The sequence below is a fragment of the Bradyrhizobium sp. USDA 4454 genome, from assembly GCF_054822705.1.
This window is the reverse complement of the sequence record NZ_JBTRCN010000001.1, coordinates 7,971,142-7,997,020: the sequence shown is the minus strand read 5'-3', so window position 1 is coordinate 7,997,020 and position 25,879 is coordinate 7,971,142. Positions and strand designations below refer to the sequence as shown.

24 protein-coding genes, 1 tRNA gene and 2 pseudogenes are annotated in these 25,879 nt (G+C 64.9%); 9 read left to right on the top strand and 18 right to left on the bottom strand.

The features are described 5' to 3' along the window. Nucleotides 1-5 precede the first annotated feature (5 nt). The 6 genes from argB to rpmH all read right to left on the bottom strand — a co-directional run bounded on the left by argB (nucleotide 6) and on the right by rpmH (nucleotide 4,652). The gene (argB, locus tag ACVIW0_RS37235; RefSeq protein WP_461356757.1) at nucleotides 6-899 is read right to left on the bottom strand and encodes an acetylglutamate kinase; all 894 of its coding nucleotides are present in this window, start codon (nucleotides 897-899) and stop codon (nucleotides 6-8) included. A gap of 176 nt (nucleotides 900-1,075) precedes the next feature. Beyond that, entirely contained in the window at nucleotides 1,076-1,444 is a 369-nt protein-coding gene (locus ACVIW0_RS37230; protein ID WP_461356756.1) for a DUF423 domain-containing protein, read from the bottom strand. Further along, nucleotides 1,444-2,094, bottom strand: a complete 651-nt coding sequence (gene yihA, locus ACVIW0_RS37225; protein WP_461356755.1) for a ribosome biogenesis GTP-binding protein YihA/YsxC — start codon at nucleotides 2,092-2,094, stop codon at nucleotides 1,444-1,446. Before yihA ends, ACVIW0_RS37230 begins: the two co-directional genes overlap by 1 nt. A gap of 117 nt (nucleotides 2,095-2,211) precedes the next feature. After that, nucleotides 2,212-4,071, bottom strand: a complete 1,860-nt coding sequence (gene yidC / locus ACVIW0_RS37220; RefSeq protein ID WP_461356754.1) for a membrane protein insertase YidC — start codon at nucleotides 4,069-4,071, stop codon at nucleotides 2,212-2,214. A gap of 3 nt (nucleotides 4,072-4,074) precedes the next feature. After that, the gene (gene rnpA, locus ACVIW0_RS37215) at nucleotides 4,075-4,485 is read right to left on the bottom strand and encodes a ribonuclease P protein component (RefSeq protein WP_461356753.1); all 411 of its coding nucleotides are present in this window, start codon (nucleotides 4,483-4,485) and stop codon (nucleotides 4,075-4,077) included. Between the two features lie 32 nt (nucleotides 4,486-4,517). After that, a complete protein-coding gene (gene rpmH / locus ACVIW0_RS37210) occupies nucleotides 4,518-4,652 on the bottom strand; it encodes a 50S ribosomal protein L34 (RefSeq protein ID WP_008542748.1) in 135 nt (44 codons plus the stop codon). Nucleotides 4,653-5,017: 365 nt separating this feature from the next. Here rpmH and ACVIW0_RS37205 point away from each other — a divergent pair, with 365 nt between their 5' ends. Together ACVIW0_RS37205 and ACVIW0_RS37200 are read left to right on the top strand one after the other, a co-directional pair. Then, entirely contained in the window at nucleotides 5,018-6,496 is a 1,479-nt protein-coding gene (locus tag ACVIW0_RS37205) for an ATP-binding protein (RefSeq protein ID WP_461356752.1), read from the top strand. A 150-nt stretch (nucleotides 6,497-6,646) separates the two neighbouring features. Then, nucleotides 6,647-6,723 (top strand) — tRNA-Arg (locus tag ACVIW0_RS37200). Between the two features lie 245 nt (nucleotides 6,724-6,968). On the opposite strand, the gene ACVIW0_RS37195 is transcribed toward ACVIW0_RS37200, so the two are convergent. Further along, nucleotides 6,969-8,999, bottom strand: a complete 2,031-nt coding sequence (locus ACVIW0_RS37195; RefSeq protein ID WP_461357533.1) for a YgiQ family radical SAM protein — start codon at nucleotides 8,997-8,999, stop codon at nucleotides 6,969-6,971. Between the two features lie 394 nt (nucleotides 9,000-9,393). On the opposite strand from ACVIW0_RS37195, the gene ACVIW0_RS37190 reads away from it, so the two are divergent. Further along, the gene (locus ACVIW0_RS37190; RefSeq protein WP_461356751.1) at nucleotides 9,394-9,774 is read left to right on the top strand and encodes a hypothetical protein; all 381 of its coding nucleotides are present in this window, start codon (nucleotides 9,394-9,396) and stop codon (nucleotides 9,772-9,774) included. Nucleotides 9,775-9,849: 75 nt separating this feature from the next. On the opposite strand, the gene ACVIW0_RS37185 is transcribed toward ACVIW0_RS37190, so the two are convergent. The 6 genes from ACVIW0_RS37185 to ACVIW0_RS37160 all read right to left on the bottom strand — a co-directional run bounded on the left by ACVIW0_RS37185 (nucleotide 9,850) and on the right by ACVIW0_RS37160 (nucleotide 17,388). Beyond that, entirely contained in the window at nucleotides 9,850-11,346 is a 1,497-nt protein-coding gene (locus ACVIW0_RS37185) for a sugar ABC transporter ATP-binding protein (protein ID WP_461356750.1), read from the bottom strand. Further along, entirely contained in the window at nucleotides 11,343-12,440 is a 1,098-nt protein-coding gene (locus ACVIW0_RS37180) for a hypothetical protein (protein ID WP_461356749.1), read from the bottom strand. The genes ACVIW0_RS37185 and ACVIW0_RS37180 overlap by 4 nt, the downstream gene beginning before the upstream one ends. After that, on the bottom strand, nucleotides 12,437-14,560 hold the full coding sequence (locus ACVIW0_RS37175; RefSeq protein WP_461356748.1) for an ABC transporter permease: 2,124 nt from the start codon (nucleotides 14,558-14,560) through the stop codon (nucleotides 12,437-12,439). The genes ACVIW0_RS37180 and ACVIW0_RS37175 overlap by 4 nt, the downstream gene beginning before the upstream one ends. A 78-nt stretch (nucleotides 14,561-14,638) precedes the next feature. Further along, nucleotides 14,639-15,655 carry a sugar ABC transporter substrate-binding protein gene (locus ACVIW0_RS37170; protein WP_092122674.1) on the bottom strand — a complete coding sequence of 339 codons (1,017 nt, stop codon included), beginning with the start codon at nucleotides 15,653-15,655 and terminating at the stop codon, nucleotides 14,639-14,641. A gap of 38 nt (nucleotides 15,656-15,693) precedes the next feature. Continuing rightward, entirely contained in the window at nucleotides 15,694-16,665 is a 972-nt protein-coding gene (locus tag ACVIW0_RS37165) for an ABC transporter permease (RefSeq protein WP_461356747.1), read from the bottom strand. Nucleotides 16,666-16,680: 15 nt separating this feature from the next. Next, nucleotides 16,681-17,388, bottom strand: a complete 708-nt coding sequence (locus tag ACVIW0_RS37160) for a TetR/AcrR family transcriptional regulator (RefSeq protein ID WP_461356746.1) — start codon at nucleotides 17,386-17,388, stop codon at nucleotides 16,681-16,683. Nucleotides 17,389-17,758: 370 nt separating this feature from the next. On the opposite strand from ACVIW0_RS37160, the gene ACVIW0_RS37155 reads away from it, so the two are divergent. Beyond that, nucleotides 17,759-17,935 carry a hypothetical protein gene (locus ACVIW0_RS37155; protein WP_461356745.1) on the top strand — a complete coding sequence of 59 codons (177 nt, stop codon included), beginning with the start codon at nucleotides 17,759-17,761 and terminating at the stop codon, nucleotides 17,933-17,935. A gap of 148 nt (nucleotides 17,936-18,083) precedes the next feature. On the opposite strand, the gene ACVIW0_RS37150 is transcribed toward ACVIW0_RS37155, so the two are convergent. From ACVIW0_RS37150 to ACVIW0_RS37130, 5 genes and pseudogenes are all read right to left on the bottom strand, one after another. Beyond that, the gene (locus ACVIW0_RS37150) at nucleotides 18,084-19,346 is read right to left on the bottom strand and encodes an MFS transporter (protein ID WP_461356744.1); all 1,263 of its coding nucleotides are present in this window, start codon (nucleotides 19,344-19,346) and stop codon (nucleotides 18,084-18,086) included. After that, a complete protein-coding gene (locus tag ACVIW0_RS37145; protein ID WP_461356743.1) occupies nucleotides 19,343-19,672 on the bottom strand; it encodes a hypothetical protein in 330 nt (109 codons plus the stop codon). The genes ACVIW0_RS37150 and ACVIW0_RS37145 overlap by 4 nt, the downstream gene beginning before the upstream one ends. Then, nucleotides 19,659-20,234 (bottom strand): isochorismatase family protein, encoded by a 576-nt coding sequence (locus ACVIW0_RS37140; RefSeq protein WP_461356742.1) that lies wholly within the window; start codon nucleotides 20,232-20,234, stop codon nucleotides 19,659-19,661. Before ACVIW0_RS37140 ends, ACVIW0_RS37145 begins: the two co-directional genes overlap by 14 nt. Nucleotides 20,235-20,287: 53 nt before the next feature. Continuing rightward, nucleotides 20,288-20,740 (bottom strand): MarR family winged helix-turn-helix transcriptional regulator, encoded by a 453-nt coding sequence (locus ACVIW0_RS37135; RefSeq protein ID WP_461356741.1) that lies wholly within the window; start codon nucleotides 20,738-20,740, stop codon nucleotides 20,288-20,290. Nucleotides 20,741-20,786: 46 nt separating this feature from the next. Continuing rightward, nucleotides 20,787-21,751: pseudogene (locus ACVIW0_RS37130) on the bottom strand (LysR substrate-binding domain-containing protein). On the opposite strand from ACVIW0_RS37130, the gene ACVIW0_RS37125 reads away from it, so the two are divergent. From ACVIW0_RS37125 to ACVIW0_RS37105, 5 genes and pseudogenes are all read left to right on the top strand, one after another. Further along, nucleotides 21,660-21,881: a hypothetical protein gene (locus ACVIW0_RS37125; protein WP_461357566.1), complete on the top strand. Its 222-nt coding sequence runs from the start codon at nucleotides 21,660-21,662 to the stop codon at nucleotides 21,879-21,881. The pseudogene ACVIW0_RS37130 and the gene ACVIW0_RS37125 overlap by 92 nt on opposite strands. A 136-nt stretch (nucleotides 21,882-22,017) precedes the next feature. Beyond that, nucleotides 22,018-23,055, top strand: coding sequence for an ABC transporter substrate-binding protein (locus ACVIW0_RS37120; RefSeq protein WP_461356740.1), 1,038 nt, complete (start codon nucleotides 22,018-22,020; stop codon nucleotides 23,053-23,055). Between the two features lie 69 nt (nucleotides 23,056-23,124). Continuing rightward, nucleotides 23,125-24,169: pseudogene (locus ACVIW0_RS37115) on the top strand (ABC transporter ATP-binding protein). A gap of 59 nt (nucleotides 24,170-24,228) precedes the next feature. Beyond that, nucleotides 24,229-25,071: an ABC transporter permease gene (locus ACVIW0_RS37110; protein ID WP_461357532.1), complete on the top strand. Its 843-nt coding sequence runs from the start codon at nucleotides 24,229-24,231 to the stop codon at nucleotides 25,069-25,071. After that, on the top strand, nucleotides 25,068-25,874 hold the full coding sequence (locus tag ACVIW0_RS37105) for an ABC transporter permease (protein ID WP_461356739.1): 807 nt from the start codon (nucleotides 25,068-25,070) through the stop codon (nucleotides 25,872-25,874). The genes ACVIW0_RS37110 and ACVIW0_RS37105 overlap by 4 nt, the downstream gene beginning before the upstream one ends. Nucleotides 25,875-25,879: the final 5 nt, after the last annotated feature.

Genomic DNA, 25,879 nt, shown 5'->3' with positions numbered 1-25,879 from the left:
TGCCATTACTTATGGATCAGCGTGCCGGTGCCCTGGTTGGTGAAGAGCTCGAGCAGCACCGCGTGCTGCGTCTTGCCGTCGATGATCACGACGCCCTGCACGCCCTGTTCGAGCGCATAGATGCAGGTCTCGACCTTCGGGATCATGCCGCCGGAGATCGTGCCGTCGGCAATCAGCTTACGGGCTTCCTTGATCGACAGGTCCGGAATCAGCTTCTTGGACTTGTCGAGCACGCCGGGCACGTCGGTCAGCAGCAGCAGGCGCTTGGCCTTCAGCGCACCGGCGATCGCGCCGGCGAAAGTGTCGGCATTGATGTTCAGGGTCTGGCCGTCCTGTGAGGTCGCCAGCGGCGCCAGCACCGGGATCAGCTCGTAGCCGATCAGCTGATTGAGCAGCGTGAGGTCGACCTTTTCGGGGTCGCCGACGAAGCCGAGATCGATCGCCTTCTCGATGTTGGAATCGGGGTCGACCATGGTGCGCGTCGTCTTCGACGCCTTCACCATGTTGCCGTCCTTGCCGGAGAGACCGACGGCCTTGCCGCCGGCTTCATTGATATAGCCGACGATCTGCTTGTTGACCGAGCCGGCCAGCACCATCTCGACGATCTCGATGGTTGCGGCGTCGGTGATGCGCAGACCCGCCGCGAATTCCGACTGGATGCCGAGGCGCTTCAGCATGGTCGCGATCTGCGGGCCGCCGCCATGCACGACCACCGGATTGATCGCGGTCTGCTCGAGCAGCACGATGTCGCGCGCGAACGCCTTGGCGGTCTCCTCGGCGCCCATGGCATGGCCGCCGTACTTGATGACGATGGTTTCGTCGTCATATTCCTGCATGTGCGGCAGCGCCTCGGACAGGATGCGGGCCTGATCGAGCGGGCTGATGTGCTGGTCGGTCATGGGGCTGGTCTCATCGTCAGCGGAGGGACGGGCGCGGTTCTATCTGATTGCCGGGCAGGGCGCAAAGCGGGAGACGTATTCGTTGTATCTGTAGCCCGGATGAAGCGAAGCGCAATCCGGGATCGCCATCCGCGGCAAGATTCCCGGATTTCGCTGCGCTTCATCCGGGCAACGGATCAACGTCGCGGCCACGCTGCCGAAACCGCCAACACCAGCCAGCTCAGGATCAGCAATGTTCCGCCAGTCGGCGCCGCCATCGGAAACAAGCCATGACCGGCATACTGGCGCAGCACCAGGTCGCCCGCGAACAATGACGCCGCGATGACGAAGCCTGCCGCTGCCGCAACTCCGAGCCTGGCATGAATGACCGCGCGCTCGGCGACCGCAACCGCCGCGATCGCGGCGGTTGCGTGGAACAACAGCATCGATGACGCCGCCGCCAGCCGCGTGGCGTCAGGCAGATGTGCTGCGGCCGCCGCCAGCACCACGCCGCAGGCGCCCATGATCGCGGCAAGGCCGATCAGGAGGCGATGCACGCCGTTCATCAACCCCGCTCTTCGATCAGGCGCACCATGGCGGCGCGCAGCTCCGGCATGCCGTCGCCGGTGCGTGACGAGGTCACCAGCACGTCGGGAAACGCCGCGGGATGTTTGGCGAGCTTGGCGATGGTCTCAGTGGTGACGGTCTTGAGTTCGCCGGGCTTGACCTGGTCCGCCTTGGTCAGCACGACCTGATAGCTGACGGCGGACTTGTCCAGCGTCTTCAGCACGTCGAGATCGACGTCCTTGATGCCGTGGCGCGCGTCGATCAGCACATAGACCCGCGCCAGCGTCGCGCGCCCGAGCAGGAATTTGTGGATCAGCGCCGTCCACGACGCGACCTTGGTCTTCGGCGCCGAGGCGTAGCCGTAACCGGGCATGTCGACCAGGCGGAAGGCTGCCTTCTCCGGCCCCTCGAAGAAGATCAATTCCTGGGTGCGGCCGGGCGTGTGCGAGGTGCGCGCGAGGTTGCTGCGGCCGGTCAGCGCGTTGATCAGGCTCGACTTGCCGACATTGGAGCGGCCGGCAAACGCGACCTCGAGGCCGGCCATCGGCGGCAGCGTCTCGATCGAGGGCGAGGCCCAGATGAAGCGCCAGTCGCCGGCGAACAGCTTTCGCCCCTGCTCGATCAGCTCCGCATCGGGTTCGGTAGTCATGTGATGGTTCTCACGTCATTCCGGGGCGATGCGAAAGCAATCGAGCCCGGAATCTCGAGTTTCCGGGTTCGACGCTGCGGTTCAACGCTGCGCGTTGCCCCGGAATGACGACGCGCGTTACGTCGGCTTCTTGGCGAACGTCGACTTGAGATTGTCGAATAGCTCCACCTTTACGCCGTTGCGGCGCATGATGAAGCTCTGCTGCAGCACCGACAGCAGGTTGTTCCAGGCCCAGTAGATCACGAGACCCGCCGGGAAGCCGGCCAGCATGAAGGTGAAGATCAGCGGCATCCAGTCGAAGATGATCTTCTGGGTCGGATCCGGCGGCGCCGGGTTGAGCTTCATCTGGACCCACATCGTGATGCCCATGATGATCGGCCAGATGCCCATCACGAAATAGGACCCGATATGCGGTCCGAGCAGCGCGATCGGATCGAGCGGAATCAGGCCGAACAGCGTGAACAGGTTGGTCGGATCGGGCGCCGAGAGATCCTTGATCCAGCCGAAGAACGGTGCGTGCCGCATCTCAATGGTGATGAACAGCACCTTGTACAGCGAGAAGAACACCGGGATCTGCAAGGCGACGGGAAGACAACCGGCGATCGGGTTGATCTTCTCCTTCTTGTAGATCTCCATCATCTCCTGCTGCTGCTTCACGCGGTCATCGGGATAGCGTTCCTTCAGCGCCTGCAGCTGCGGCTGCACCGACTTCATCTTCGCCATCGAGGCGTAGGACTTGTTGGCGAGCGGGAAGAACAGCAGCTTCACGATCACGGTCACCAAGAGGATCGCGATGCCGAAATTGCCGACCAGGCGATAGAACCAGTCGAGCGCCAGGAACATCGGCTTGGTGATGAAGTAGAAGTGGCCCCAGTCGATCAAGAGATCGAAATGGTTGAGGCCGAGCTGCTTGTTGTAGCCGCCGAAGCCGACCAGCGGGAAGTTGAGGCCGACGGTGGCGGCCTCCTTGGCGCCGGCGAACAGCCGCGCATTGGCGACGCCGGTGCCGCCGATCGGAATGGTCTGCGCGCCGAGCATGTAGTCGGCCTGGTAGCGCTTGTCGCCGGTGGTGAAGCGGGCGCTGTCCAGCGTCGCATTGGTTTCCGGCAGCAGCGCGGTGGCCCAGTATTTGTCGGTGATGCCGAGCCAGCCGTCGGTGACCTTCGAGAACACGATGCCACGCGAATTTCCGCCGGTTGGGGTCTTGGCTTCGTCGAGGTTCTTGTAGGTGTATTCCTGCAGGCCCTGCTCGCCGAGATAGCCGATCGGGCCTTCGTGCAGGATCGCGTAGCCCGAGACCGGCGGCTTGCCGCCGCGCGAGATCAGGCCGAACGGATACAGCGTCACCGGCGCGCTTCCTTGATTGACGACCTCATCCTTGATGCTGAAGAGGTAGCGATCGTCGATCGAGATGGTGCGGCGGAAGGTCAGGCCCTGGCCGTTCTCGTATTTCAGAACCACCGGGGTGCTCGGCGACAGGCTGTTCGATCCCTCCTGCTGCCAGACGGTTTCGGCATCCGGCGCCTTCACCGACGAGCCGTTGGCGGTCAGCCACAGGAACTCGGCATAATAAGGCTCGGCCGTGCCGGACGGTGACAGCAGCACGACGGCCGGCGACTTGGGGTCGACGGTCTCGCGGAACTGGACCAGCGCCAGATCGTCGATCCGGGCACCCTTCAGCGCGATGCTGCCGATGACGCGCGGGGTCTCGATCTTGATGCGCGGGCCGGCTGCGAGCACGGTCTCGCGGCTCGCCACCGGAGCGTCGGCAGCAGGCGTGCCCGGTGCCTGAGAGGGCGTGGTCGAAGCGCCCGGCGCAGCCCCCGGAGTGGCTTGCGGCGACGGCTTCAGCAATTCGGCCTGCTTCTGCGCCTCGCGCTGCTTCTCCATCTGCGGCACGTTGTAGAAATATTGCCAGGCGATCAGGACGAGGCCGGACAGAATGACGGCAAGGATCGTGTTGCGGTTGTCGGACATCTCTTAGGGTCTCGTCATTCCATTCGGATTTGGCGCGCTTTTGTTACCCGCCCTGTTGTTACCCGCCTTGTCGTTACCCGTCTTGGGCGCAGGCCGGTCGAGGCGGCGCAGCGCCGACCGCAGGTCGTCAATCATGGTCGCAAAGTCGCGGGTCAGCGCGTCACGGCGGCCGACTAGCACATAATCATGGTGCGGCCGCATGAATACGGCATCGACCTGTCTCATCACTTCGCGAAGCCGGCGCCGAATGCGGTTGCGCTCGGTCGCGGTGCCGTTCTTCTTGGTGACGGTATAGCCGACGCGGATCGGGCCCTGGTCGTCGCGGCGGCGGCCCTGCAGCACAAAAGCTGCGGTATTCGCCCGTGCGCCATTGGCAACGGCGAGGAAATCCGCCCGCTGCCTCAGCCGATCCATAATGGGTATCTCCGGAGAGGAGACGTCCTGGCTCAGGCGCTCAGGCGCTTGCGGCCGCGCGCACGGCGCGCAGCGAGGACCTTGCGGCCGCCGGCCGTGGCGAGACGGGCGCGGAAGCCGTGACGGCGCTTGCGCACCAGTTTGCTGGGTTGATAAGTCCGCTTCACGGGTAATTCTCCGCTGACCGGGCAATTTGCCGTTGTATTGAGATGGAGTCCGGTGATGCTGGCGGGCTCAAACGAGCCGTTGTACGGCCCCAAAGAGCCGCCCCCGGTCAAGAACCGGGCCATCGCGGACAGTTGGCGCGGCTTATAAGGGAGCGCCCTGTTTTCGTCAATGTCGCAGGGCGTCGCAAAAAGGCTTCTTCGAAACGACGCAATTCGGGCGAATATGTCTGATTTCGCGGGGTATTTGTCGGTAAGGGGACGCTTTTGGGCGTTCGGGGAACCGCCCACATTAGCGATCCGTAATTTGACCGGCTTGGGGGCCGGGCCGCATCTTCCGACCCCTAAGCCAAACAAGGCTTTATCTTGTGGCTCTAACTGACGATCAGGCGACCGCGCAGACGCAGCGGCCCAAGCCGTCTCTTCGGCTCGGGCTGTCCGGCAAGCTGTTGCTGCTGACGATCCCCCTGGTGATGATCGCCGGGCTCCTGATCTACGTGCCGGCGATCGCCAACTTCCGGATGAACCGGCTCAATGACCGCCTGGCCGCCGCCAACACCGCGGCGCTGGTGCTGGACGCAGCCCCCTCCGGCCTGGTGCCGGATTCGCTGGCGCGGCAGATCCTGACCAGCATCGGTGCCCGCGCGGTCGCCATCAAGCTCGGCCAGCAGCGCCGCCTGCTCGCCAGCGCCGATTTGCCGGCCTCGATCGACCATGACGTCGACATGCGGGCCATGACGGTGTGGTCGGCGATCGTCGATGCCTTCGAGATCATGCTGGAGCACGGCGACCAGACCATCCGCGTGGTCGGGCCGGCGCCGGGCCAGGCCCAGTTCATCGAGGTGGTGATCGACGAGAAGCCGCTGCGGCAGGCGATGTACCGCTTCTCGCGCAACGTGCTGGTCGTCGCGCTGTTGATTGCCGGCCTGACCGCCGGCCTGGTCTATCTGGCGCTGCATTATCTGTTCGTGCGGCCGATGCGGCGGCTGACCGCGAGCCTGGTCGGCTTCCACGAAAATCCGGAGAGTTCGGCGCGAATCATCGTGCCCAGCCAGCGCGGCGACGAGATCGGCGTTGCCGAGCGCGAGCTGTCGGACATGCAGCGCGACCTCGTCTCGATGCTGCATCAGAAGAGCCGGCTCGCTGCGCTCGGCCTCGCCGTCTCCAAGATCAACCACGATCTGCGCAATCTGCTGGCGTCCTCGCAATTGCTGTCGGACCAGCTCGCCAGCGTGCCCGACCCGCGGGTGCAGCGCTTCGCGCCGAAACTGCTGCGCTCCCTGGAGCGGGCCATCGCGTTCTGCCAGTCGACACTTTCTTATGGCCGCGCGCAGGAGGCGGCACCCGACCGGCGTGTGATCATGGTCGAGCCCGCCGTTGCCGAGGTACGGGAATCCGCCGGGCTTGCGACCGATGCCTCGATCACCTGGATCAGCGCGATCGAGCGCGGCCTCACTATCGACGCCGATCCGGACCAGCTGTTCCGCGTGCTGCTCAATCTGGTGCGCAACGCGGCCCAGGCGCTGGAAAGCCGCTCCGACAGCGATGGCGGTGCCCAGCAGATTCGCATCACCGGCCGCCGCGAGGGGACGGTCGCGATCATCGAGGTCTCCGACACCGGCCCCGGCGTGCCGACCAAGGCGCGCGAGCATTTGTTCGAGGCATTCCAGACCTCCGGCCGCCCCGGCGGCAGCGGGCTTGGCCTGGCGATCGCCGCCGAGCTGATCCGCGCCCATGGCGGTCAAATCCATCTGGTCGAGGGCACCATCGGCGCAACCTTCCGGATCTCGATCCCGGATCGCCCGGTGGAACTGCTGTCGATCCGCAGCGAGCGGGCGCGGGCGTAAGGCCGCTCCGGTATTCCGGGGCGGCTGGAGCGCTCGGAAAATGGCGTTTCCAGAGCTTGCCAACCGGACCGGGAGCCTGTAGCTAGAGCGCTCTTTCGCGACGTTCCGGGGCTCCCGGAGCCATGCGGGCCCAGGCCCAACCGCGAAAATGCGCCCGTAGCTCAGCTGGATAGAGCATCAGACTACGAATCTGAGGGTCGGACGTTCGAATCGTTCCGGGCGCGCCACTTTCGTAGGATCGGCGGCTTTTCGAGTGCGTTCGGCGCTACTTTGCGGGCAGACGCAGGCTCGTGAGATCAGTCCCCACGATGATATTTCCAGTGAAGCCGCCGTCTTGCGCTGCTTTTTTATAACCCGCTTCCGTCAGTGGGCCGCCCGGAACCTTGAACGGATATTGCTGATCTGCGCCGAGTGGCGGGATCAAGTGGGTGAGTATGAGATGTTTCGCGCCGGAGCGCTGCGCGATGGCCTCTCACTTGCCCATCCGCAGGCCCTTGGTGGTGAAGCGCTGCGAGCGGCCGCCGTCGCGCAGCGGTCGCCGCGTGCCGGCGGCCTTGCCGGTGCCCGGCGGCTGGTGCGCCGGCACCAGCTGCTCGGGCCGCGAGCCGATCAGATCAGCGCGGCCCATCTGCTTCAGCGCTTCGCGCAGCAGCGGCCAGTTGTCCGGGTCGTGATAGCGCAAGAACGCCTTGTGCAGCCGGCGTTGCCGCAGGCCCTTGATCGCCTCGACCTTGTCGCTCGCCCCGCGGCGCACGCCGCGCAGCGGATTGACACCGGTGTGGTACATCGCGGTGGCGGTCGCCATCGGCGAGGGCAGGAAGGTCTGCACCTGATCGGCGCGGTAGCGGTTCTTCTTGAGCCACAGCGCGAGGTTCATCATGTCCTCATCGGTCGTGCCCGGATGCGCGGCGATGAAATACGGGATCAGGTAGTATTTCTTGCCGGCCTGCTCGGCCGCGGCATCGAACATCTTCTTGAAGCGGTTGTAGGCGCCGATGCCCGGCTTCATCATCTTGTCGAGCGGGCCGCGCTCGGTGTGCTCGGGTGCGATCTTCAGGTAGCCGCCGACGTGATGGGTGACGAGCTCCTTGATGTATTCGGGGCTCTCCACCGCGAGGTCGTAGCGCACGCCGGACGCCACCATCACCCGCTTGACGCCCTTCACCTCGCGCACCTTGCGATAGAGCCGGATCAGGTCGTCATGCGAGGTGTTGAGGTTCGGACAGATCTCGGGGAAGACGCAGGACGGCCGCCGGCATGCCGCCTCGATCTTCGGATCCTTGCACGCCATCCGGTACATGTTGGCGGTCGGCCCGCCGATGTCGGAGATCACGCCGGTGAAGCCCGGCGTCTTGTCGCGGATGCGCTCGATCTCGCGCAGGATCGAGCCCTCCGAGCGGTTCTGGATGATGCGGCCTTCGTGCTCGGTGATCGAGCAGAAGGTGCAGCCGCCGAAGCAGCCGCGCATGATCGTCACCGAGAAGCGGATCATCTCCCAGGCCGGGATCTTGGCGTCCTTGTAGGAGGGATGCGGCGCCCGCGCGTAGGGCAGGTCGTAGACGGCGTCCATCTCGGCCGTTGACAGCGGGATCGGCGGCGGATTCAGCCACAGATCGCGGTCGCCGTGGCGCTGCACCAGCGGCCGCGCATTGCCAGGATTGCTTTCCCGATGCAGCACGCGCGAGGCGCGGGCATAGGCATCGCGGTCCTGCTCGACCTGCTCGCAAGCCGGCAGGCGGATCACGACGTTGCCCGGCTGGCGCGCTGCGCCCTCATCGGCGGAGTCGAGATCGTCCGCATGCAGCTCGGCGTAATCCTCGGGCACGCGGCGGAACAGCGCGACGCCCCTGATCGAGTCGAGATCGCGCGGCGCTTCACCATTGGCGAGCCGGTGCGCCACCTCGACGACGGCACGTTCGGCGTTGCCGTAGAGCAGAAGATCGGCCTTGGCGTCGGCCAGCACCGAGCGGCGCACCTTGTCGGACCAATAGTCGTAGTGCGCGATGCGGCGCAGCGACGCCTCGATGCCGCCGAGCACGATCGGCACGTCCTTGAACGCTTCGCGGCAGCGCTGCGCATAGACGATGGTGCAGCGGTCCGGCCGACGGCCGCCTTCGCCGTTCGGCGTGTAGGCGTCATCATGGCGCAGCCGCCGGTCCGCCGTGTAGCGGTTGACCATCGAATCCATGTTGCCGCCGGTGACACCGAAGAACACGCGCGGCTTTCCAAGCGCCTTGAACGGTTCGGCCGACTGCCAGTCGGGCTGCGCGATGATGCCGACCCTGAAGCCCTGGGCCTCCAGCAACCTGCCGATGATCGCCATGCCGAAGCTCGGATGGTCGACATAGGCATCGCCCGTCACCAGCACGATATCGCATTGATCCCAGCCGAGCGCAGCCATCTCGGCGCGGTTCATCGGCAGGAATGGCGCGGGCTGGTCGGGGCGCGCCTGGTGGCGCGGCCATGACGTGAGGGACGGTTCGGCAGTGGCAAGGCTGTTCATGGCGACCACGCATAAGACTCCGGCGTCGTGAATTCAACCAATCAGCGTGCGGCCTGGCCAGGCCGCGTGTTGCGCTGCCCGACGGTTCCGGATCTGCCCAGGGTGACGGGAATGGCGGCGAGCAAATCATACCGATATCTCAATGGCATGAAAGGTAAGTGCCGGGCTATCCCTCAACCGTTCGGCCAGCCGATCGTGGCGCAGTTGCGGCGATGCCGTGGGCCGCATCCGGACCGGCGACATGGGTACCACATCGACGGCATGGAATGGCTCGGAAGGCCGCTCAGCGAGCGGGTGCAGTGAGCATGCAATCTCGGTCGCATCGGTAGAACCTGCTCGGCATGTCCGGCGACAAACAGCGGTGATCGCCATCAATGCGATCCGGGAGACTGAAATGATGTCGGACAGATCGGTGCTCGCCTGCGTCGTCTGCACGGCCGTGATGCTCGGTGCGCTCGGTGCATCCGTGCACGCGCAGACGCCGTCGAGTTGCAAGGAGCCGAAGACCGGCACCGATCGCGTCCCGATATTCTCGCCGCCGCTCGCCAACGTGGTGACGGGCAGCGGGCGGCTGCAATTCTACTCCGCGCCGAATCTGCACTGCCCGATCAAAGGGGTGTTCGTCATCCCGAACGACGAGCTCGTCGCCTATGCGCAAACCAATGATGGCTGGTCGTCGGTGATGTACCTCAATCCACGGGGCGGCGACGACGTCTCGGGCTGGGTCAGGTCGGCGAGATTGAAAGCGACGGGAACCGTCGGTCCAAAGCAGTAGCGGACGAACCAGGGTCGCGGCAGACACGGCTTCCATGGCGTGGCCGGCAGGCCACGACGCATGTCTCTTGCGGCATCAATGGATCGCCGCGTACATGATCTTTTCCTCGGTCGCTTCGAGCGCGGAGAACTCCTCGACCACCTTGCCCTGGCGCGAGACCAGGATGCGGTCGGACAGCGCCATGATCTCGGGCAGGTAGGATGAGATCACCACCACCGCCTTGCCCTCGTCGGCGAGCTGGTTGATCAGCTCGTGGATCTCGACGATGGCGCCGACGTCGACGCCGCGGGTCGGCTCGTCGAAGATGATCAGCTCGGGCTCCTGCACCAGCGACTTGGCGATCACGACCTTCTGCTGGTTGCCGCCCGATAGCTCGACCACCTTGGCCTCGTCGCCGATGGCGCGAACCTTTAGCCGCTGGGTCCAGGTCTTGCCCACTGTGTTGGCCTCGCGCCGCGACAGTAGCATCCGGCCGCCGGGAAACTTCGAGAGCAGGCCGAGATAGATGTTGCGGGCGATCGAGGCGGTCTCGAAGAAGCCTTCGACCTTGCGATCCTCGGTGACATAGGCGATGCCGGCCTTGACCGCCGGCGCCGGCACCCGGTAGCGCACCGGCTTGTCACGCAGCAGGATCTCGCCGCCGTGGAAGAAGTCGCGCTTCAAGACGCCGGAGACGATCTTGAAGGTTTCGGTGCGGCCCGCGCCGACCAGGCCGAACACGCCGGTGATCTGCCCGGCGAATACCGACAGCGAATTGTTCTTCACCATCGGCGCCATCTTGAGGTTCTGCACCGTGAGCACGCGCGCACCGGCCGGCCGGACGCTGGTCTTCCGCGCGCCGTACAGCGTGTTCGACAGATCGCGGCCGACCATCGCCTGCACGATCGCCGCCCGGTCGAATTTCGCGGCATCGTCGGTGATGACGTGCTTGCCGTCGCGCAGCACGGTGATCCGGTCCGCCAGCAGCAAGGCCTCTTCCAAAGCATGCGAGATGAAGACGATCGAGACACCGCGCTTCTTGAGGTCGCGCACCAGGTCGAAGAAATACTTCTTCTCCTCCGGCGTCAGCGACGCCGTGGGCTCGTCGAAGATGATGACCTTGGCCTTGTGCAGAACGGCGCGCGCGATCTCCACCATCTGCTTCTTGGCCGCGCCGAGCCCGCTGACGGTCGCGGTCGGCGTCACGTCGAAATTGAGCGATTGCAGGAATTGCTGGGCGGCGATGTAGATGCCGCGCAGCCGGTTGTAGAATTTCTCCTGCCCGAGAAACAGATTTTGCGCGACCGTCATGGTCGGCACCAGGCTGTTCTCCTGAAATACCATGGCGATGCCGAGATTACGCGCCTCGAGCGGCGTGCGAGGCGCGACCGCTGCGCCATCGATCGTCATGTCGCCCGAGGTCAGCGTAACGACGCCGGCCATCACCTTGGTCAGCGTCGACTTGCCGGCGCCGTTCTCGCCGACCAGCGCGTGGATTTCGCCGCGGCGCAGGTCGAAGTCGACGCCCTCGATGGCGGGCACCCCGGCATAGAGCTTGGTGGCCTTGCGCAGCGAAAGCACGGTGTCGCTCATGAGCCCGTCTCCTGGGCAAGCCCGGCGAGGGGCAGTTTCAGCACGCGGCCTGGTCCCTTGGCGATCAGCACGAGGTCGCTGCCCAGCTCGAGCGCAGCGACGACGCCGTGATTGACGCCGTCGACCCGGCTGTGCAGCGAATAGAGCGGCTTGCCGTCTTCGCCCAGCCGGATGACGAGGCCGTAGGAGCGTGGCGGCGCCCACGGCTTGATCACGCCCATCGTCTTGATGTGCGCGCCCTGCATCGGCTCCTTGAACGAAAAGCCCGAGCGCAGCCGCGGCGCCACCCAATAGGCCGGATCGATCTCGGCCATCATGCGGCGCCGGTAGGCCGGCTCGCGCAGCACGAACTCGATCAGCTGGGTGCGTGCGGTGAACGCGGTGAGCCAGTAGCCGCCGCCCGCGGCTTTCGACAGCCGCGACGGATAGACGGGCAGGTGGCCGAGCACGATCTGCGGCGCCTTGCCTTCCGCGACGAGCACGAGACGGTGTCGCCAGCTCTCGCTGACCAGCACGCCATCGCCGCGGGCGCAGGCGCCGAAAGCGTAGCCGAGTTTTGAGGCCAGTGGTTTCACCGACCTCGTCTTGGGATCGAGCCGGAACACGCGGCCGCTGCGGTTGAGCTCCATCAGGTCGCGCGCCCAGTCGTCGACACCGCAGGTCGCCGAACCATCGGTTGCGATCAAGGTCCCGTCACTCGCCGGCGCCAACGCGTTGATCGCATTGAAGGCGGCGTCGCCGAACGTCGCGCTCGGTTCGCCCGCTGAAGGATTGGCGTAGAGGTGTACCTCGCGGCCGCCAAGCGCGACGGCCATGCCGCCGTCGGCGAGCGCACACAGCGCCGAGATCGGCTGTTCGAAGCTGCGCAGCTCGGTCGCCGCGCTGCCGTCGAGCCGCAGCAGACGCCGGCCGTCGGCGACATAAAGATTGCGGCCGTCGGTTGCGAGGTCCTCGGGCGCCTCGCATTCCAGCAAGGCGGTCGCGGACTCCAGTTTCTGATTGGGCTTGAGTGCGCCGTCGAACGACGGCACCGTGATGGTGGCCTCGCCACGGCCGAGAAAGCGGTTGGCGAATTCCCTGACGGCCGCGATCACGACAGCTTCCCCCAGCGCTTGTCATACTGCACGAAGTTCGGATCGGCGTTCTCGAGCTTGTAGCGGCCGATCCGGTTGTTCATGATGCCGCCGAGATAGAGATAGCCGCGATGCTCGCGCATCGAGGTGATCATCGGATGGTTCTCGCCGCGCAGGTCCCAGAACGATTCGAGGATCTTGCCCTGCTCGTTGAACTTGACGACACAGCCGGTGTTGATGTTCGGGAACAGCCATTCGTCGACCGGGACGCGCTTGGCCATGCGGCGGCGGAAGCCCGGCATCTTCCAGGCAAGGTCGAGCGAAGGGCTGCGCATGCCGACCAGTGCCAGCCAGTAATTGCCGTCGGAGGCGAGATTGATGTTGTCGGGATAGCCCGGCAGATTGTCCATCACCACCTCCACCCGGCCCTTCTTCGGTCCGGCGAACCACAGCCGCTTGATCGAGCAGCCGAAGGTTTCGGCGAACAGGATCGACTGGCCGTCGCTGGCGACGCAGATGCCGTTGGGGAATTTGAGGCCGCGCAGCGCGGTGTGCGTGGCGCCGGTCTTGGTGTCGTAACAGATGATGCGGCCGTTGCCGCGCGCCTCGAGGCCGTCGATCGGCCATTCGTCCATCTCGTAGCGTACGGTCGCTTCCGAGAAGAAGATCAGGCCGTCATCGGTGATGTCGAGGTCGTCGGCCAGCCGCAGCCGGCTGTCGTCATTGACCGAATGCATGCTGCGGTTGGTCTCGTCGGTCGCCTTCTCCACGGTGCCGTCGGGCGTGATCCGATAAAGACCCATGCCGCCGATGCAGACATAGAGATTATCCTGACGATCGAAGGCCATGCCGAGCGGCTGGCCGCCGATATGGGCGAACACCTCCATCCGCTGATAGTCTGGCGCGAAGAAGCGGATGATGTCGCCATGGCGCGAGCCGGCGTAGAGATTGTTGTTGCGATCGAGGATCACGTCCTCCGGCGCCTCGATGCGGCCGAGGCCGATCAGTTCGACGTCGCGCAGCTTGTCGTTCTGCTCGAACGGGCCGCCCTGGCCGATCTCGGTGGCGGGCGGCGGCGGCAAGGCATGATAGGTCGGCGCGACATAGATCTTGCTGATAATGCGGGTGCGGTTCTTCTGCCAGCGAATGTCGACCATGGCGGCGACCAGCAGGATGCCCGCGAGCGCCATGCGGTTGATGCCGCCGCGCGCATTGAGCGTGGTCAGGCCGTTGGTGATGAGAAGCACGATCAGTACGCCGACCAGCGATTTGGCGACCGAGCCCTTGCCGCCGCCGAGCGTGATGCCGCCGAGCACGGTCGCGGTCAGCACGATCACTTCGAGGCCGACGCCGATGTCGCCGCCGACGGTGCCGAGCCGTGCTGCAAAGAACAGCGCGGCGATGCTGGTCAGCGCGCCGCTTGCGACATAGCAGAGCGCGATGGTGCGGCGGACCGGAATGCCCGAATTGTAAGCCGAGCGGCGCGAGCCACCGATCGCGGTGATGTGCCAACCCGGGCGCAGCCGGGTCATGAAGATATGGCCGAAGATCGCGATCGCGATATAGACCAGCGCGACGCTCGGAATGCCGAGCACGTCGCCGCCGCCGATGAAATTCCACGACGGGATGTCGGGAAAGGCCGCGGCGATCGAATTGGAGTAGCGCTGGATCAGGAGATCGAACGCCGAGCGGTAGATGATCAGGGTGATCAGCGTGGTGATGAAGGCGCGCAGCCGCAAATAGCCGATCAGCACGCCGTTGACGGCGCCGAGCAGTGCGCCGCAGGCGAGGGTCGCCACCACCACCGCAGGCACCGGCCAGTTCAGCACGTCGAGCAGATAGAGCGCGCAGAAATCCGTCAGCGCGAAGATCGAGCCGACCGAGAGGTCGATGCCGCCGACGATGACCACCAGCGCCATGCCGAGGCCGATGAAGCCGATCTCGCCGGCCTGCCGCGCGGTGTCAGCAAGGCTCGCCGGCGACAGGAAGTGATCGATGGCGCGGCTGAGCGCGAAGCCGACGATCAACAGCAGGATCACCGGGATTGCGGTTTCGGTCCAACGCTTGGACAGGATTTCGCCGAGGAGATGATCCGGCCAATAGCGGTAACGCAGGCTCGTCAAGGTGTCGCGCATCGGCATTCCAGCAAGGCGTTGGATTTCGGGGGATCGACGTCCCGGGCACGGTGTGCCCGGGACGTCGAGCGAGAATGGTTGTGGTTATTTCTTCAGGTCGCTGAGATTCCAGCACGCGGTCTGGCTGTCCGCGTTCTCCTTGGTGATCGGAATCAGCGTGGTGTATTCCGATCCCTTGATCGAGCCGGCCTTGGCGCCGGACGACAGCAGCCATTTGATGGTGCCGGCCATCTGCGCGGCCTGGGTCGGCACGTCGTAGCTCAGGTTGAGATCGAACGCGCCGGACTTCACCAGCTCGCAGGCGCCCTTGCGCTCGCCGCCGCCGGAGGTCGCGACGAACACCTTGCCGGTCAGGCCGGCCTCCTTCACCGCGGCCGCGGTGCCGATATCCATGCCGTCCCAGAAGCCTACGATGCCGCAGAGATCGGGGTTCTGCTTCAGCACCGTCTGGGTGATCGCCTTGGCCTTCGCGGCATCCCAGTCGGCGGCCTGGCTCGAGACCACCTTGATCTCGGGATGCTTGGCGAGCACGTTCTCGACGCCCTTGAGCGTGTAGGCGCTGGCCGCGGCCGAAAGCGCGCCCTGCACGATGGCGATCTTGTTCGACTTGCCCTGGCAGGCCTTGACCACGGCTTCGGTGTCCTTCTCGCCGATCTCGATCCAGTTGGCGCCGACAAAGGCCGAAGAGCGATAGGCCGATCCCATGTTGATCTGAATCACATAGATGCCTTCGTTCTCGGCGCGTTGCAGCAGCTTGGCGTAGGTCTGCACGTCCGGATTATGGATCACCATCACGGCGGGCTTCTCGGAGATCAACGAGGTCACCGCCTGCGCGCCGGCATTGGTGTTCCAGTTGGGATCGCGGATCTCGAACTTGACGCCGAGGGGCTCGAGCTCCTTCTTCATGCCGGCGTACCAGCCCTCGGTGAGGTCGAAGTTCATCGCGACCGGCACGTAGGCCACAGTCTTGCCGGCGAGCGCCTCCTTGAACGGCTTCTGGAACGGCTCGTCGAGGCCCTGCTGGGCCAGAGCCGGGGCGGCAATGGCCGCGAGCCCGAGCGCTGCGGCGATCACCTTTGCAGTCCTGACAGCGTATTTCATTGCTTCCTCCTTGGTCGTGTTGATCTTGTGTGGCTGATTCAGATGTCGCCCTGCTGTGCCGTTTCTTCGTTGCGCGGATTCAGGAACGAATCCGTGATGACGGCGAGCAGCAGGACGACACCCTTGACGAGGTTTTGTCCGGCGTAGGAAATGTCCATGATGGTCATGCCGTTTAGCATGGTGCCGATCAGCAGCGTGCCGATGATGACGTTCAGCACGCCGCCGCGGCCGCCCGACAGGCCGATGCCGCCGAGCACGACGACGAGGATGACGTCGTAGATCAGGGTCGAATTGAAGATGCGGGTTGGCATCGAGTTGACGGAGGCCGCCATCACCAGCCCCGCGAAGCAGCCGATCAGCGCCGCGACGATATATTGCAGCACGATGATCGGCCGCGAGGGGATGCCGGTGACGCGGGCCGCGTAGGGATTGTCGCCGATCGCGTAGATATAGGCGCCCCAGCGCGTCTGGCGCAGCAGGAACGCGACCACGATGCAGGCGATCGCGAACATCACGATCGAGGTCGGGATGCCGAGAATGGTGCCTTGTCCGAGCCGCTCAAAACCCTTCATGCCGTCGCTCCACTGCACGACGTCGAGCTGAAACAGCGCGGCCTGGCCGAGGCCGGCGAGCAGCAGGCCGGTTGCCAGCGTCGCAAACAGCGAAGGCACCTCGGCGTAGGCAATCAGCCAGCCATTGACCAGGCCGAAGGCGATCGTGAGCAGCACGGCCACGAGCAGCGAGGCCGGCAGCGAGTGGCCGTTCTGCACCATCTGCAGCACGAGCCCCGGAGGGACCGCGAGCGCTGCGATCAGCGAAATATCGATGCCGCGTCCGATCACGACGATCGCCATCGCAAGTCCGAGGATGCCGAGCACCGCGACGTTCTGTAGCAGCGTCAGCATGTTCTCGGGCGTCAGGAAGCCGCGCAGGAAAATCGAGAAGGCCAGGAACAGGACGGCAAAGACGGCGAAGACGATCTCCTGTTGATTGAATCGCAGCCGCTTCATTGCCTCGTCCTTCTTCTATGGGTGCGCCGTCTGCCTGGACTTCGCGCGGAGGCCGGTCGCGGGGCGGCCGGGCCGCGTTCTGGCCGCGACCGCGGCGTCGACGAACGCACCGACAGCGTTGATGTAGGCCTCGATCGAGGTGCCGCGTCTGCGGTACTTGGCGCGTTTGACGTACCAGTCCTGCAGCAGCGGTTTGATCAGCGAGGCGGTCAGCGTGATCTGATCGATCGCGAACACCCCGCTGGCGACGCCCTGCTTGAGGACGTCGGCGATGATCTTCTCGGTCATCACCTCCATCTCGATGGCGCGCTGGCGCTCCGCGGGCGGAAACGATTTCGCTTCCATGAAGGAGAACACGAACCAGGGCTGCATCGCCTCGCTCATCCGGACATGTGTCGCGATGATCCAGTGCAAATGCTTGCGCGCATCCTGTTTTACGCTGGCGGGCGGCGCGGTGAGGACCTCGGCCGCCGTCTCGGCGACCTCGCCGAGGATCATCGCCAGCAGCGTCGGCTTGCTGTCGAAATAGGTATAGAGCCCGCCCATGCTGAGGCCGGAGGCTTCGGCGAGCTGGCGCAGCGTGGTGGCGTGAAAGCCGTGCTTGTTGGAAAGCGTCAGCGTCGCGCCGATGATGCGCGTGAGGTTGGGAACGGCGAGATGCGATTTCTGGACCCGGATGGAATCGCGATGCCGTTCGAGGATGCGTGCGCAAAGCACGTCCATCGCAAACGCATTCGACCCCGGCCGTTGGCGCGCGAGACCCAAATTGCCTCCCTGGCTATGTCCCCGGACCATTTCATTTTGTTGCCGGTCCGGGTTGGGCTTGACGCCCTTGTTCAATTCCTAGCGCTCGGACCGCCTTCGGAAAAGGGGGATCGCGAAAATTTCTGAGAGAGCGCTCGCTCGTTTTTTCGCGCGCACGGTTGCGGCTTGCCTTGGCCTGCGCCTGGCTCTGGCGGCCGTCGGGAACTTTTCATGCTGAAAGCTCAGCACAAATTCCCGGCGGCGGAGGCAACACCATCACATTTCTGACGATGGGCATATGGAAAAATGAAGAGAGCAACGGCTTGCTGATTCGATGCGAAAATCTGACGTGACCTGTCCCCATTGCCAGGCCGGCTATCGCCGGATCGAGTTGACGTCGAACGGCGGCGTCGGCGGCGAGTTTCGCTGCCACGGTGTGCCACCATACGATGAGCTGATGGACGGCTCGACAGATGTTGCGTTTCGACTCACCGTGCAGCCCGGCAAGACGTCCTACGCTTATTAGACGAGCGACTCCATAAAGTGAGCTCATAGGGGCGCTCGTTAGTATCGTCATTCCGGGGCGATGCGAAACAGCGAACCCGGAATCTCGAGATTCCGGGTTCGCTTCGCGTCCCGGAATGATGATACCAGGCGGTTCGCGTGATGCTTCATCAAGGCTGCTGGGGCAGGTTGACTTCGCTCCGTCGCGCCTCCTGGCCGCGAAGTTTGCCTTGGCCGCCCGATCGCGACAGCATGCCGAGCGCGACCAGTGCTGCGGCAAAGCCGGCGGCGGCGCCAGCGCCGAGGGCCCAGCGCGGGCCGAGGTGATCGGCGACCCAGCCGACGATCGGTGCGCCGATCGGCGTGCCACCCAGCGCAACGCCGAGCCGCAGCGCCATCACGCGTCCGCGCATCGCCGGCTCGGTCGAGAGCTGCATCAGCGCATTCGACGTGTTCAAGATCGTCAACGAGGCGATACCGATCACGACGAGGGCGGCGGCAAACAGCCAGTAGTTCGGTGCCAGCGCGGCTAGCGTGCAGCCGACGCCGAAGATCGCAGAGCCCAGCATCAATGCGGCAAAGCGCGGCCGGTCGCGGGTCGCGGCCAACAACGCTCCCGACATTGTCCCGATCGCCATCATCGATGACAACAGGCCAAAGCCGCGCGCGTCGGTGTGAAACACGCCGACCGCCATGGTCGAGATGAAGATCGGAAAATTGAGCCCGAAGGTGCCGATCAGAAACAGCATGACCAGGGTCGCCCTGAGATCGGAGCGCGACCAGACATACTGAAAGCCTTCCGTGATGCCGCCCCTGGTACGGAGCGCACGCGCATTCGGCCGAAGCTCGGATTTGCGCAGCAGGCTCAGTGACGTGAGCACTGCCATGAACGACGCCCCGTTGAACAGGAACGCCCAGCCCGTGCCGACCGAGGCGATCAGCAGGCCGGCCATCGCGGGGCCGACCATGCGTGCGGCATTGAACGAGGTCGAGTTCAGCGCGATGGCGTTCGACAGGTCTCGATCGCCGACCAGCTCGGCGACGAAAGTCTGGCGGACCGGCGCGTCAAGCGCGGCGCTGCAGCCGAACAGAAACGCAAACACATAGACGTGCCAGAGCTGCACCAGCCCGGTGACGGTGAGGATGCCGAGGACGAGCGACAGCGTGCCCATCGTCGCCTGCGTCGCCATCAGAAGCCGCCGCTGATTGAAGCGATCGGCGGCGAGGCCGGACCAGGGCATCAGCAGCAACTGCGGGCCGAATTGCAGCGCCATCACGATGCCGACGGCGGAGGCGCTATGATCTGTCAGCTGGGTGAGGACGAGCCAGTCCTGGGCGGCGCGCTGCATCCAGGTGCCGATGTTGGACACCAGCGCGCCGGCCGCCCAGACCCGGTAGTTGAAGCTCGCCAGCGATCGAAAGACACGCCTCATGCTCGCTGCGGATCATTCCCGCCGTGAAACCGTCCGAACCGCCGCGCGAGGAAGAGACCGATCAGGAGGCCGCCAAGGCCGAGCGCTGCGACATCGCCGGTGGTTCTCAGCCCGAAGTCGCCGACGCGGCAGACCAGCAGATATCCGACCGCGAGGTTGAAGAAACCCCACACGATGTTGACCGTCGATGACGACAGGCCTTCGCCCGGCGGCTTGGCGAACGGGCTCTGGAACGGCTCGCCCATCATGCCGGCGACGACGTGCGGAATCGCATTGGTGAGGAAGGCGCCGCCGAAGAAATAGGCGACGAGATCAAGCCAGTTCATGCGTATGGGTCCTTTCAAGCAGATCGATGATCGCCTGCGTCGAGCCGGTTTCGCCGAGCCGCGGGAACACATGCTCGATGCTGTAGTCATGCGCGTGCGGCCGCGCATCGGTCATGGCGTCGATCGCGAGCGTCACGTTGAAGCCGGCCTCATAGGCCTGCCTTGCGGTCGATTCGACGCCGGTGGCGGTCGCAACGCCGGCGATCACGACATGGGTGACGCCGCGGGCGCGCAGCGCCTTCTCGAGATCGGTGCTGGCGAAAGCGCCCCATGTCCGCTTGGTGACGACGATGTCGCTCGCTTGCCGGCCGAGCTCCGGGATCAGGTCGGTCCAGCCGTCCGGAAATGCCGCGCCGAGGCGTGGCCGCTCGGTTCGTCCGGGTGCTGCGCCATCGACATTGACCAGCGCGACCGGCAGCCGGCGCCGTCGAAACGCGGTGAGCAGGGCGCAGGTGCGCGCCACGATTTCGGCGAACGGATGGATGAAGGGCGCGCCGACCAGGCCAGCTTGCAGATCGACAACGATGAGCGCGGTGATCGGATCGAGCGTCGTCAGGGCCATGATCGTTTCCTTTCAATCGAACCTTGCTCGCGACCATCGCGACGCAGCCGGCATCAATCCTCGACCAGCCGCTTCAGCAAGCCGACGGCGGCGGCGAGCTCGTCCTGCTCTCGCGCCGAGAGCCGCGCGGCGATGCTGCGCGACAGCCAGTCCTGCCGCGCGGCGCGGCCGGTGCGCAGCCGTTCGCGGCAGCTCTCGGTGAGCGACATGATGGTCTGCCGGCCGTCGTCCGGATCCGGCGCGCCGCGCACCAGGCCCGTGGCCTCGAGCGCCGATATCGCCGAGCTCATCGACTGCGGACGCATTCCCTCCGACCGCGCCAGACTGGACACGGTCGCGGGGCCGTCCTTTTCGAGGCGCAGCAGCACCGCGACCTGGGACGGCGGCAGGTCCTCACGCTGGCCCTGCTCGCGCAGCCGACGCTTCAGCTTTCCGATCAGCAGGCGGAGGTCTTCGGCGAGCGCGGAGGTGCGCGCCGAGCCAGTACGGGCGGGTGAACTGTTCATGCCGGCTGATTAGTAGATATGAAGGTAAACTGCAAAGACTAACTTATCAGCTTGGCTTCATAATTAGGTGATCGGCGTCCTGTCGCCCGGCGTCATGCTCCGGCCCGGCGCTGTCCTCGTCCAGCGCAACGAGCGCCTGCCGCAGCGTTTCCACCAGCTCCAGCGCGACCGGCGAGGGACGCCGCTGCGGCGGGAACACGGCGGCAAATTCGAAGTCGATCCGCGGCAGGAAGCGGCGTGCGACGACGCCACGGCTCTCGAACTCCCGCGCCGTGAATGGATCGCAGATCGCGACGCCAAGAACGGACGCGACCAGTCCGCACATGATCTCCGACAATGTGGCTTCGACGCGCAGAATCCGGTGCACATCGCTGCGGCTGAAGGCCTGGTCGATGAGATGTCGCCCGGTCGAGCCTGCCGACAGCGATATGAACGTTTCGTCCTCGAAATCATTCGGCTCGAGCGTGGTCTTGCTTGCGAGACGGTGGCCGGCGGGAAGAACGGCGACGCGCGGCAGCGCGGGCATCCGCACGCATGGCAGGCCGGAGTGCGCGATCGGTGCCTCGGCAAAGCCGATGTCGCATTGATTGTTCAACACCCAGTCGATCACGATCGGCGAGATCACCCCGAAGAACGCCAGGTTGAAATTGGGCCGCTGCTTCAGGAACTGCCCGGTGAGCTTCGGCAGGAAGCCGTTGGACAGGGCAGGCAGCGCGGCAATCCGTAGCGTGCCCGTGCGGCGGCTGCGGATCTCCTCGGCCGCTGCGGTGATGCGCTCGAGGCCGATGAAGGAGCGTTCGACTTCCATGTAAAGGGCCGTCGCCGCGGTGCTCGGCACGAGGCCGCTGCCCCGCCGCTGAACAGCTCCATCTTCAGCAGCGCCTGGAAATCACGGAGCAATCGGCTCACGGCAGGCTGGGTGACGGCCATCAGCTTGGCGGCCTCGGTCACGCTGCCGGTCAGCATCATCGCTCGGAAAGCCTCGACCTGCCGTGGATTGATCCGCGCCACCTTATCCGCCCTTCATAATATTTCGGCATATGGAGCCTGCCATTATTCATTGGACGGCGAAAGCGAGGGCTGCGATCTTTTTCATCAAGTCTGGATGTCGCATGTTTTTTCAGCAGATCCGAGTGACTGAGAAGCCTGTGACGGTCTTTAAATACCGTTTTGTGGCCCGGCCGGACTCTGGACGGGCGTAAGGCCAACCACTCGCGCCGGCCTCCCGGCCATCGACGGCCGGGACGCCGCCGCGTAGCGAAATGGGAGCTTGGACGATGACAACTCTTCGCCTGCTGTGCGCAGCCAGCCTCGCGGCGTTGATCTCGGCCTCATCGCAGGCCTCGGCCCAGCCGACGACGCTCTATGTCGCGGGATACGGCGGCTCTTACGAGAAGACGATGCGTGACGAGGTAATCCCTGCCTTCGAGCAGGCCAACGGCGTCAAGGTTCAATACGTCGCCGGCAACTCGACGGATACGCTCGCCAAGCTCCAGGCCCAGAAGGGCAACCAGCAGATCGACGTCGCGATCGTGGACGATGGTCCGATGTATCAGGCGATTCAGCTCGGCTTCTGCGGCAAGCTCGACGGCCTGTCGGGTATCGATCTCTATGACGCCGCCCGCTTCAAAGACGATCGCGCGGTGGCAATCGGCATCGTCGCGACCGGCCTGATGTACAACACGAAGGTCTTTGCCGAAAAGGGCTGGGCGCCGCCGACCTCCTGGAACGATCTGAAGGATCCGAAATACCGCCAGCAGTTGGTCGTTCCGCCGATCAACAACACCTATGGCCTCGAAGCGCTGCTGATGCTCGCGCGGATGAACGGCGGCAGCGAAGCCAATGTCGATGCCGGCTTCAAGATCTTCACGAGTGACATCAATCCGAACGTGCTCGCCTATGAGCCGTCGCCGGGCAAGATGACCGAGTTGTTCCAGTCGGGTCAGGCGGTGTTGGCGGTGTGGGGCACCGGCCGCGTGCAGAGTTTTGCAAACACCGGTTTTCCGGTCGACTTCGTTTATCCCAAGGAAGGCGCTGCCACGCTGCTCACGACGGCCTGTCCGATCGCCAAGCCGAACGCGTCGCCGCTGGCTGTGGCCTTCATCAAGATGTTGCTTGATCCGAAGATCCAGCTCGTGCTGCTGAAGGAATACGGCTACGGCCCCGTGCTGAAATCGCTGGTGATCCCCGAAGGTCTCGGCAAGATGGCGCCGATCGGCGAGCGCGCGGCGAAGCTCTACAACCCCGATTGGGCCGTCATCAACGACAAGCGCGAGGAATGGACCAAGCGGTGGAATCGCGAGGTCGAGCGCTGAGCTCGGGCGCAGGACGCGTTCGCGCCCGCACCGTCAATCTCGGCTCCTCCAATATCCGAAAGCACAACGATGTCCTTTCTCGAACTCGAGCACGTCGTAAAACAGTTCGATTCGAAAACCGTCGTCGACGATTTCAGTCTCGCAGTCAGGAAGGGTGAGTTCATCTCGTTTCTCGGTCCGTCCGGATGCGGAAAGACCACGACCTTGCAGATGATTGCGGGCTTTGTCGAGCCGTCACGGGGCGCTATCCGCCTCGAAGGGCGCGATCTCACCGCGGTGCATCCGGCGCGGCGCGGACTGGGCGTGGTGTTTCAGAGCTACGCGCTGTTTCCTCACATGACCGTGGCCGAGAACGTCGCCTTCGGGCTCGAGATGCGGCGCGTGCCGCGGAGCCAGCGCGCCGAGCGCGTCGCTGCCGCGCTCGAGATGGTCGGGCTCGCAGGTTTTGAGGAACGCTATCCGCGCCGGATGTCGGGCGGCCAGCAGCAGCGCGTGGCACTGGCCCGGGCGCTGGTGATCCAGCCGAGCGTGCTGCTGCTCGACGAGCCGCTGTCGAACCTCGACGCCAAGCTGCGCGAGGAGATGCAGATCGAGCTGCGCCAGATCCAGCGCACGCTGGGCACCACCACGATCCTGGTCACGCACGATCAGAACGAGGCGATGTCGCTGTCGGACCGCATCGTAGTGATGAGCCAGGGCCGGATCGAGCAGATCGGCACGCCGCAGCAGACCTATGAACGGCCAGCGTCGGCTTTCGTCGCGCAGTTTCTCGGCAAGACCAATGATTTCGCCGCGACCGTCGACCGGACCGCGACCCCGGCGCGGCTGGTTGCCGGCTCCTGGCATGCGCCGGCGCCTGCGGCAGTCGCCGGGCCGGTCACGATCAGCCTGCGCCCCGAACGCATCAGCTTTGCCGATGCGGGGCTCGCCGCCACCATCATCAGCCGGATTTTCCAGGGCAATCATTGGCTGTTCCAGTGCGAGACCGAATGCGGGCCCGCCGCTCGTGGTGCGTCAGAACGACGGCAAGCCGCAGCCGGCCGAGGGCGAGGCGGTTCGCCTTGCATGGCGGCCAGAGGACATGAGTGTGCGTCCGAACGGAGGCGCCGCATGAGCACCGTCGGCACCGCCTCGCAGAGCGTCGCAGCATCGTCCGGTCGGAATTCGTCACGCATGCCGTGGCTGCTCTCCGCGCCTGCGCTGATTCTGTTCGTCGGCGTGCTGGTGATTCCGCTCGCCATGACCATGATGCTCTCGTTTCACGACTGGGGCCAATACAAGGGCATCGAACCGGTCTTCATCCTGAAGAACTGGCGCGAAATCGCGAGCGATCCCTACTACGCCGAGATGTTCTGGCGGACGTTCCGGATCGCGCTGCTGGCGACGCTGATCACCGCCGTGTTCGGCGCGCCGGAGGCCTATATCCTCAACCGCATGAGCGGACGCTGGAAAGGCTTCTTCATGCTGCTGATCCTCGGGCCGCTGCTGATCTCGGTGGTGGCGCGCACGCTGGGTTGGGCGCTGCTGTTCGGCGGCAACAACGGGCTCGTGAACAAGCTCCTGATCTCGCTCGGGGTGATCAACGCGCCGCTGCCCTTCATGTTCACCGAACCCGGCATCGTCGTAGCACTCGCCCATGTCATGATGCCGTTCATGGTACTCTCGGTCTGGGTCGCCTTGCAGCGCGTCGACCCGCAGATCGAGAACGCCGCGATGTCACTCGGCGCCGGCGCCTTCACCATCGTTCGCCGCATCATCCTGCCGCAGATCATGCCCGGCGTGTTGTCGGGCGCGATCATCGTGTTCTCGCTGTCGGCTAGCGCATTCGCCACGCCCGCGATCATCGGCGGACGACGACTCAAAGTTGCGGCGACGCTGGCCTATGACGAATTCCTCAACACGCTGAACTGGCCGCTTGGTGCTGCGGTCGCGGTGCTGCTGCTGGTGGCGCTGGCGCTGATCGTCGTCGGCAGCAACGCGCTGATCGAGCGACGCTATGCCGAGGTGTTCCGATGAGAACCAACGGCCCGCTGGCGCTCGTATTCCACGCGATTTTCGTCACGGTGATGCTGGCGCCGATCGTCGTGGTCTGCCTGGTTGCCTTCACGCCCGACGGCTTCCTGTCGCTGCCGACCCACGGCTTCTCGCTGCGCTGGTTCAGGGAGATCGCGAACTATCCCGAATTCGTTCACGCCTTCTGGGTCAGCCTCGGGCTCGGCATGCTGTCCTCCCTTGTCGCGCTGCTGTTCGCGGTACCGGTAGCGCTAGCGATTGCCCGCTACCAGTTTCGCGGCCGCGACACGCTTATGGCCCTGTTCCTGTCACCATTGATGATCCCGCATGTCGTGCTCGGCATCGCGTTCCTGCGCTTCTTCACCTCGATCGGCTTGGGTGGCAGCTTCGCCGCGTTGCTGGTTGCCCATGTGATCGTGGTGTTTCCGTTCGCCTTGCGCCTGACATTGGCGGCGACGACCGGCATGGACCGCTCGATCGAGATGGCCGCGGTCTCGCTCGGTGCCGGCGGCTGGACGCTGTTTCACCGCGTCACGCTGCCGTTGATCCTGCCCGGCGTGATCAGCGGCTGGGCGCTCGCCTTCATCCAGTCCTTTGACGATCTGACCATGACCGTGTTCCTGGCCGCACCGGGCACCGAGACGCTGCCGGTCCGCATGTTCCTCTACATCCAGGACAACATCGATCCGCTGGTGACGTCGGTATCGGCGTGCGTGATCGCGATCACCATGACGGCGCTGATCCTGCTCGACAGCTTCTACGGGCTCGACCGCGTGCTCGCCGGCAAGAGCGATCCGGGGCGATAGGAGAA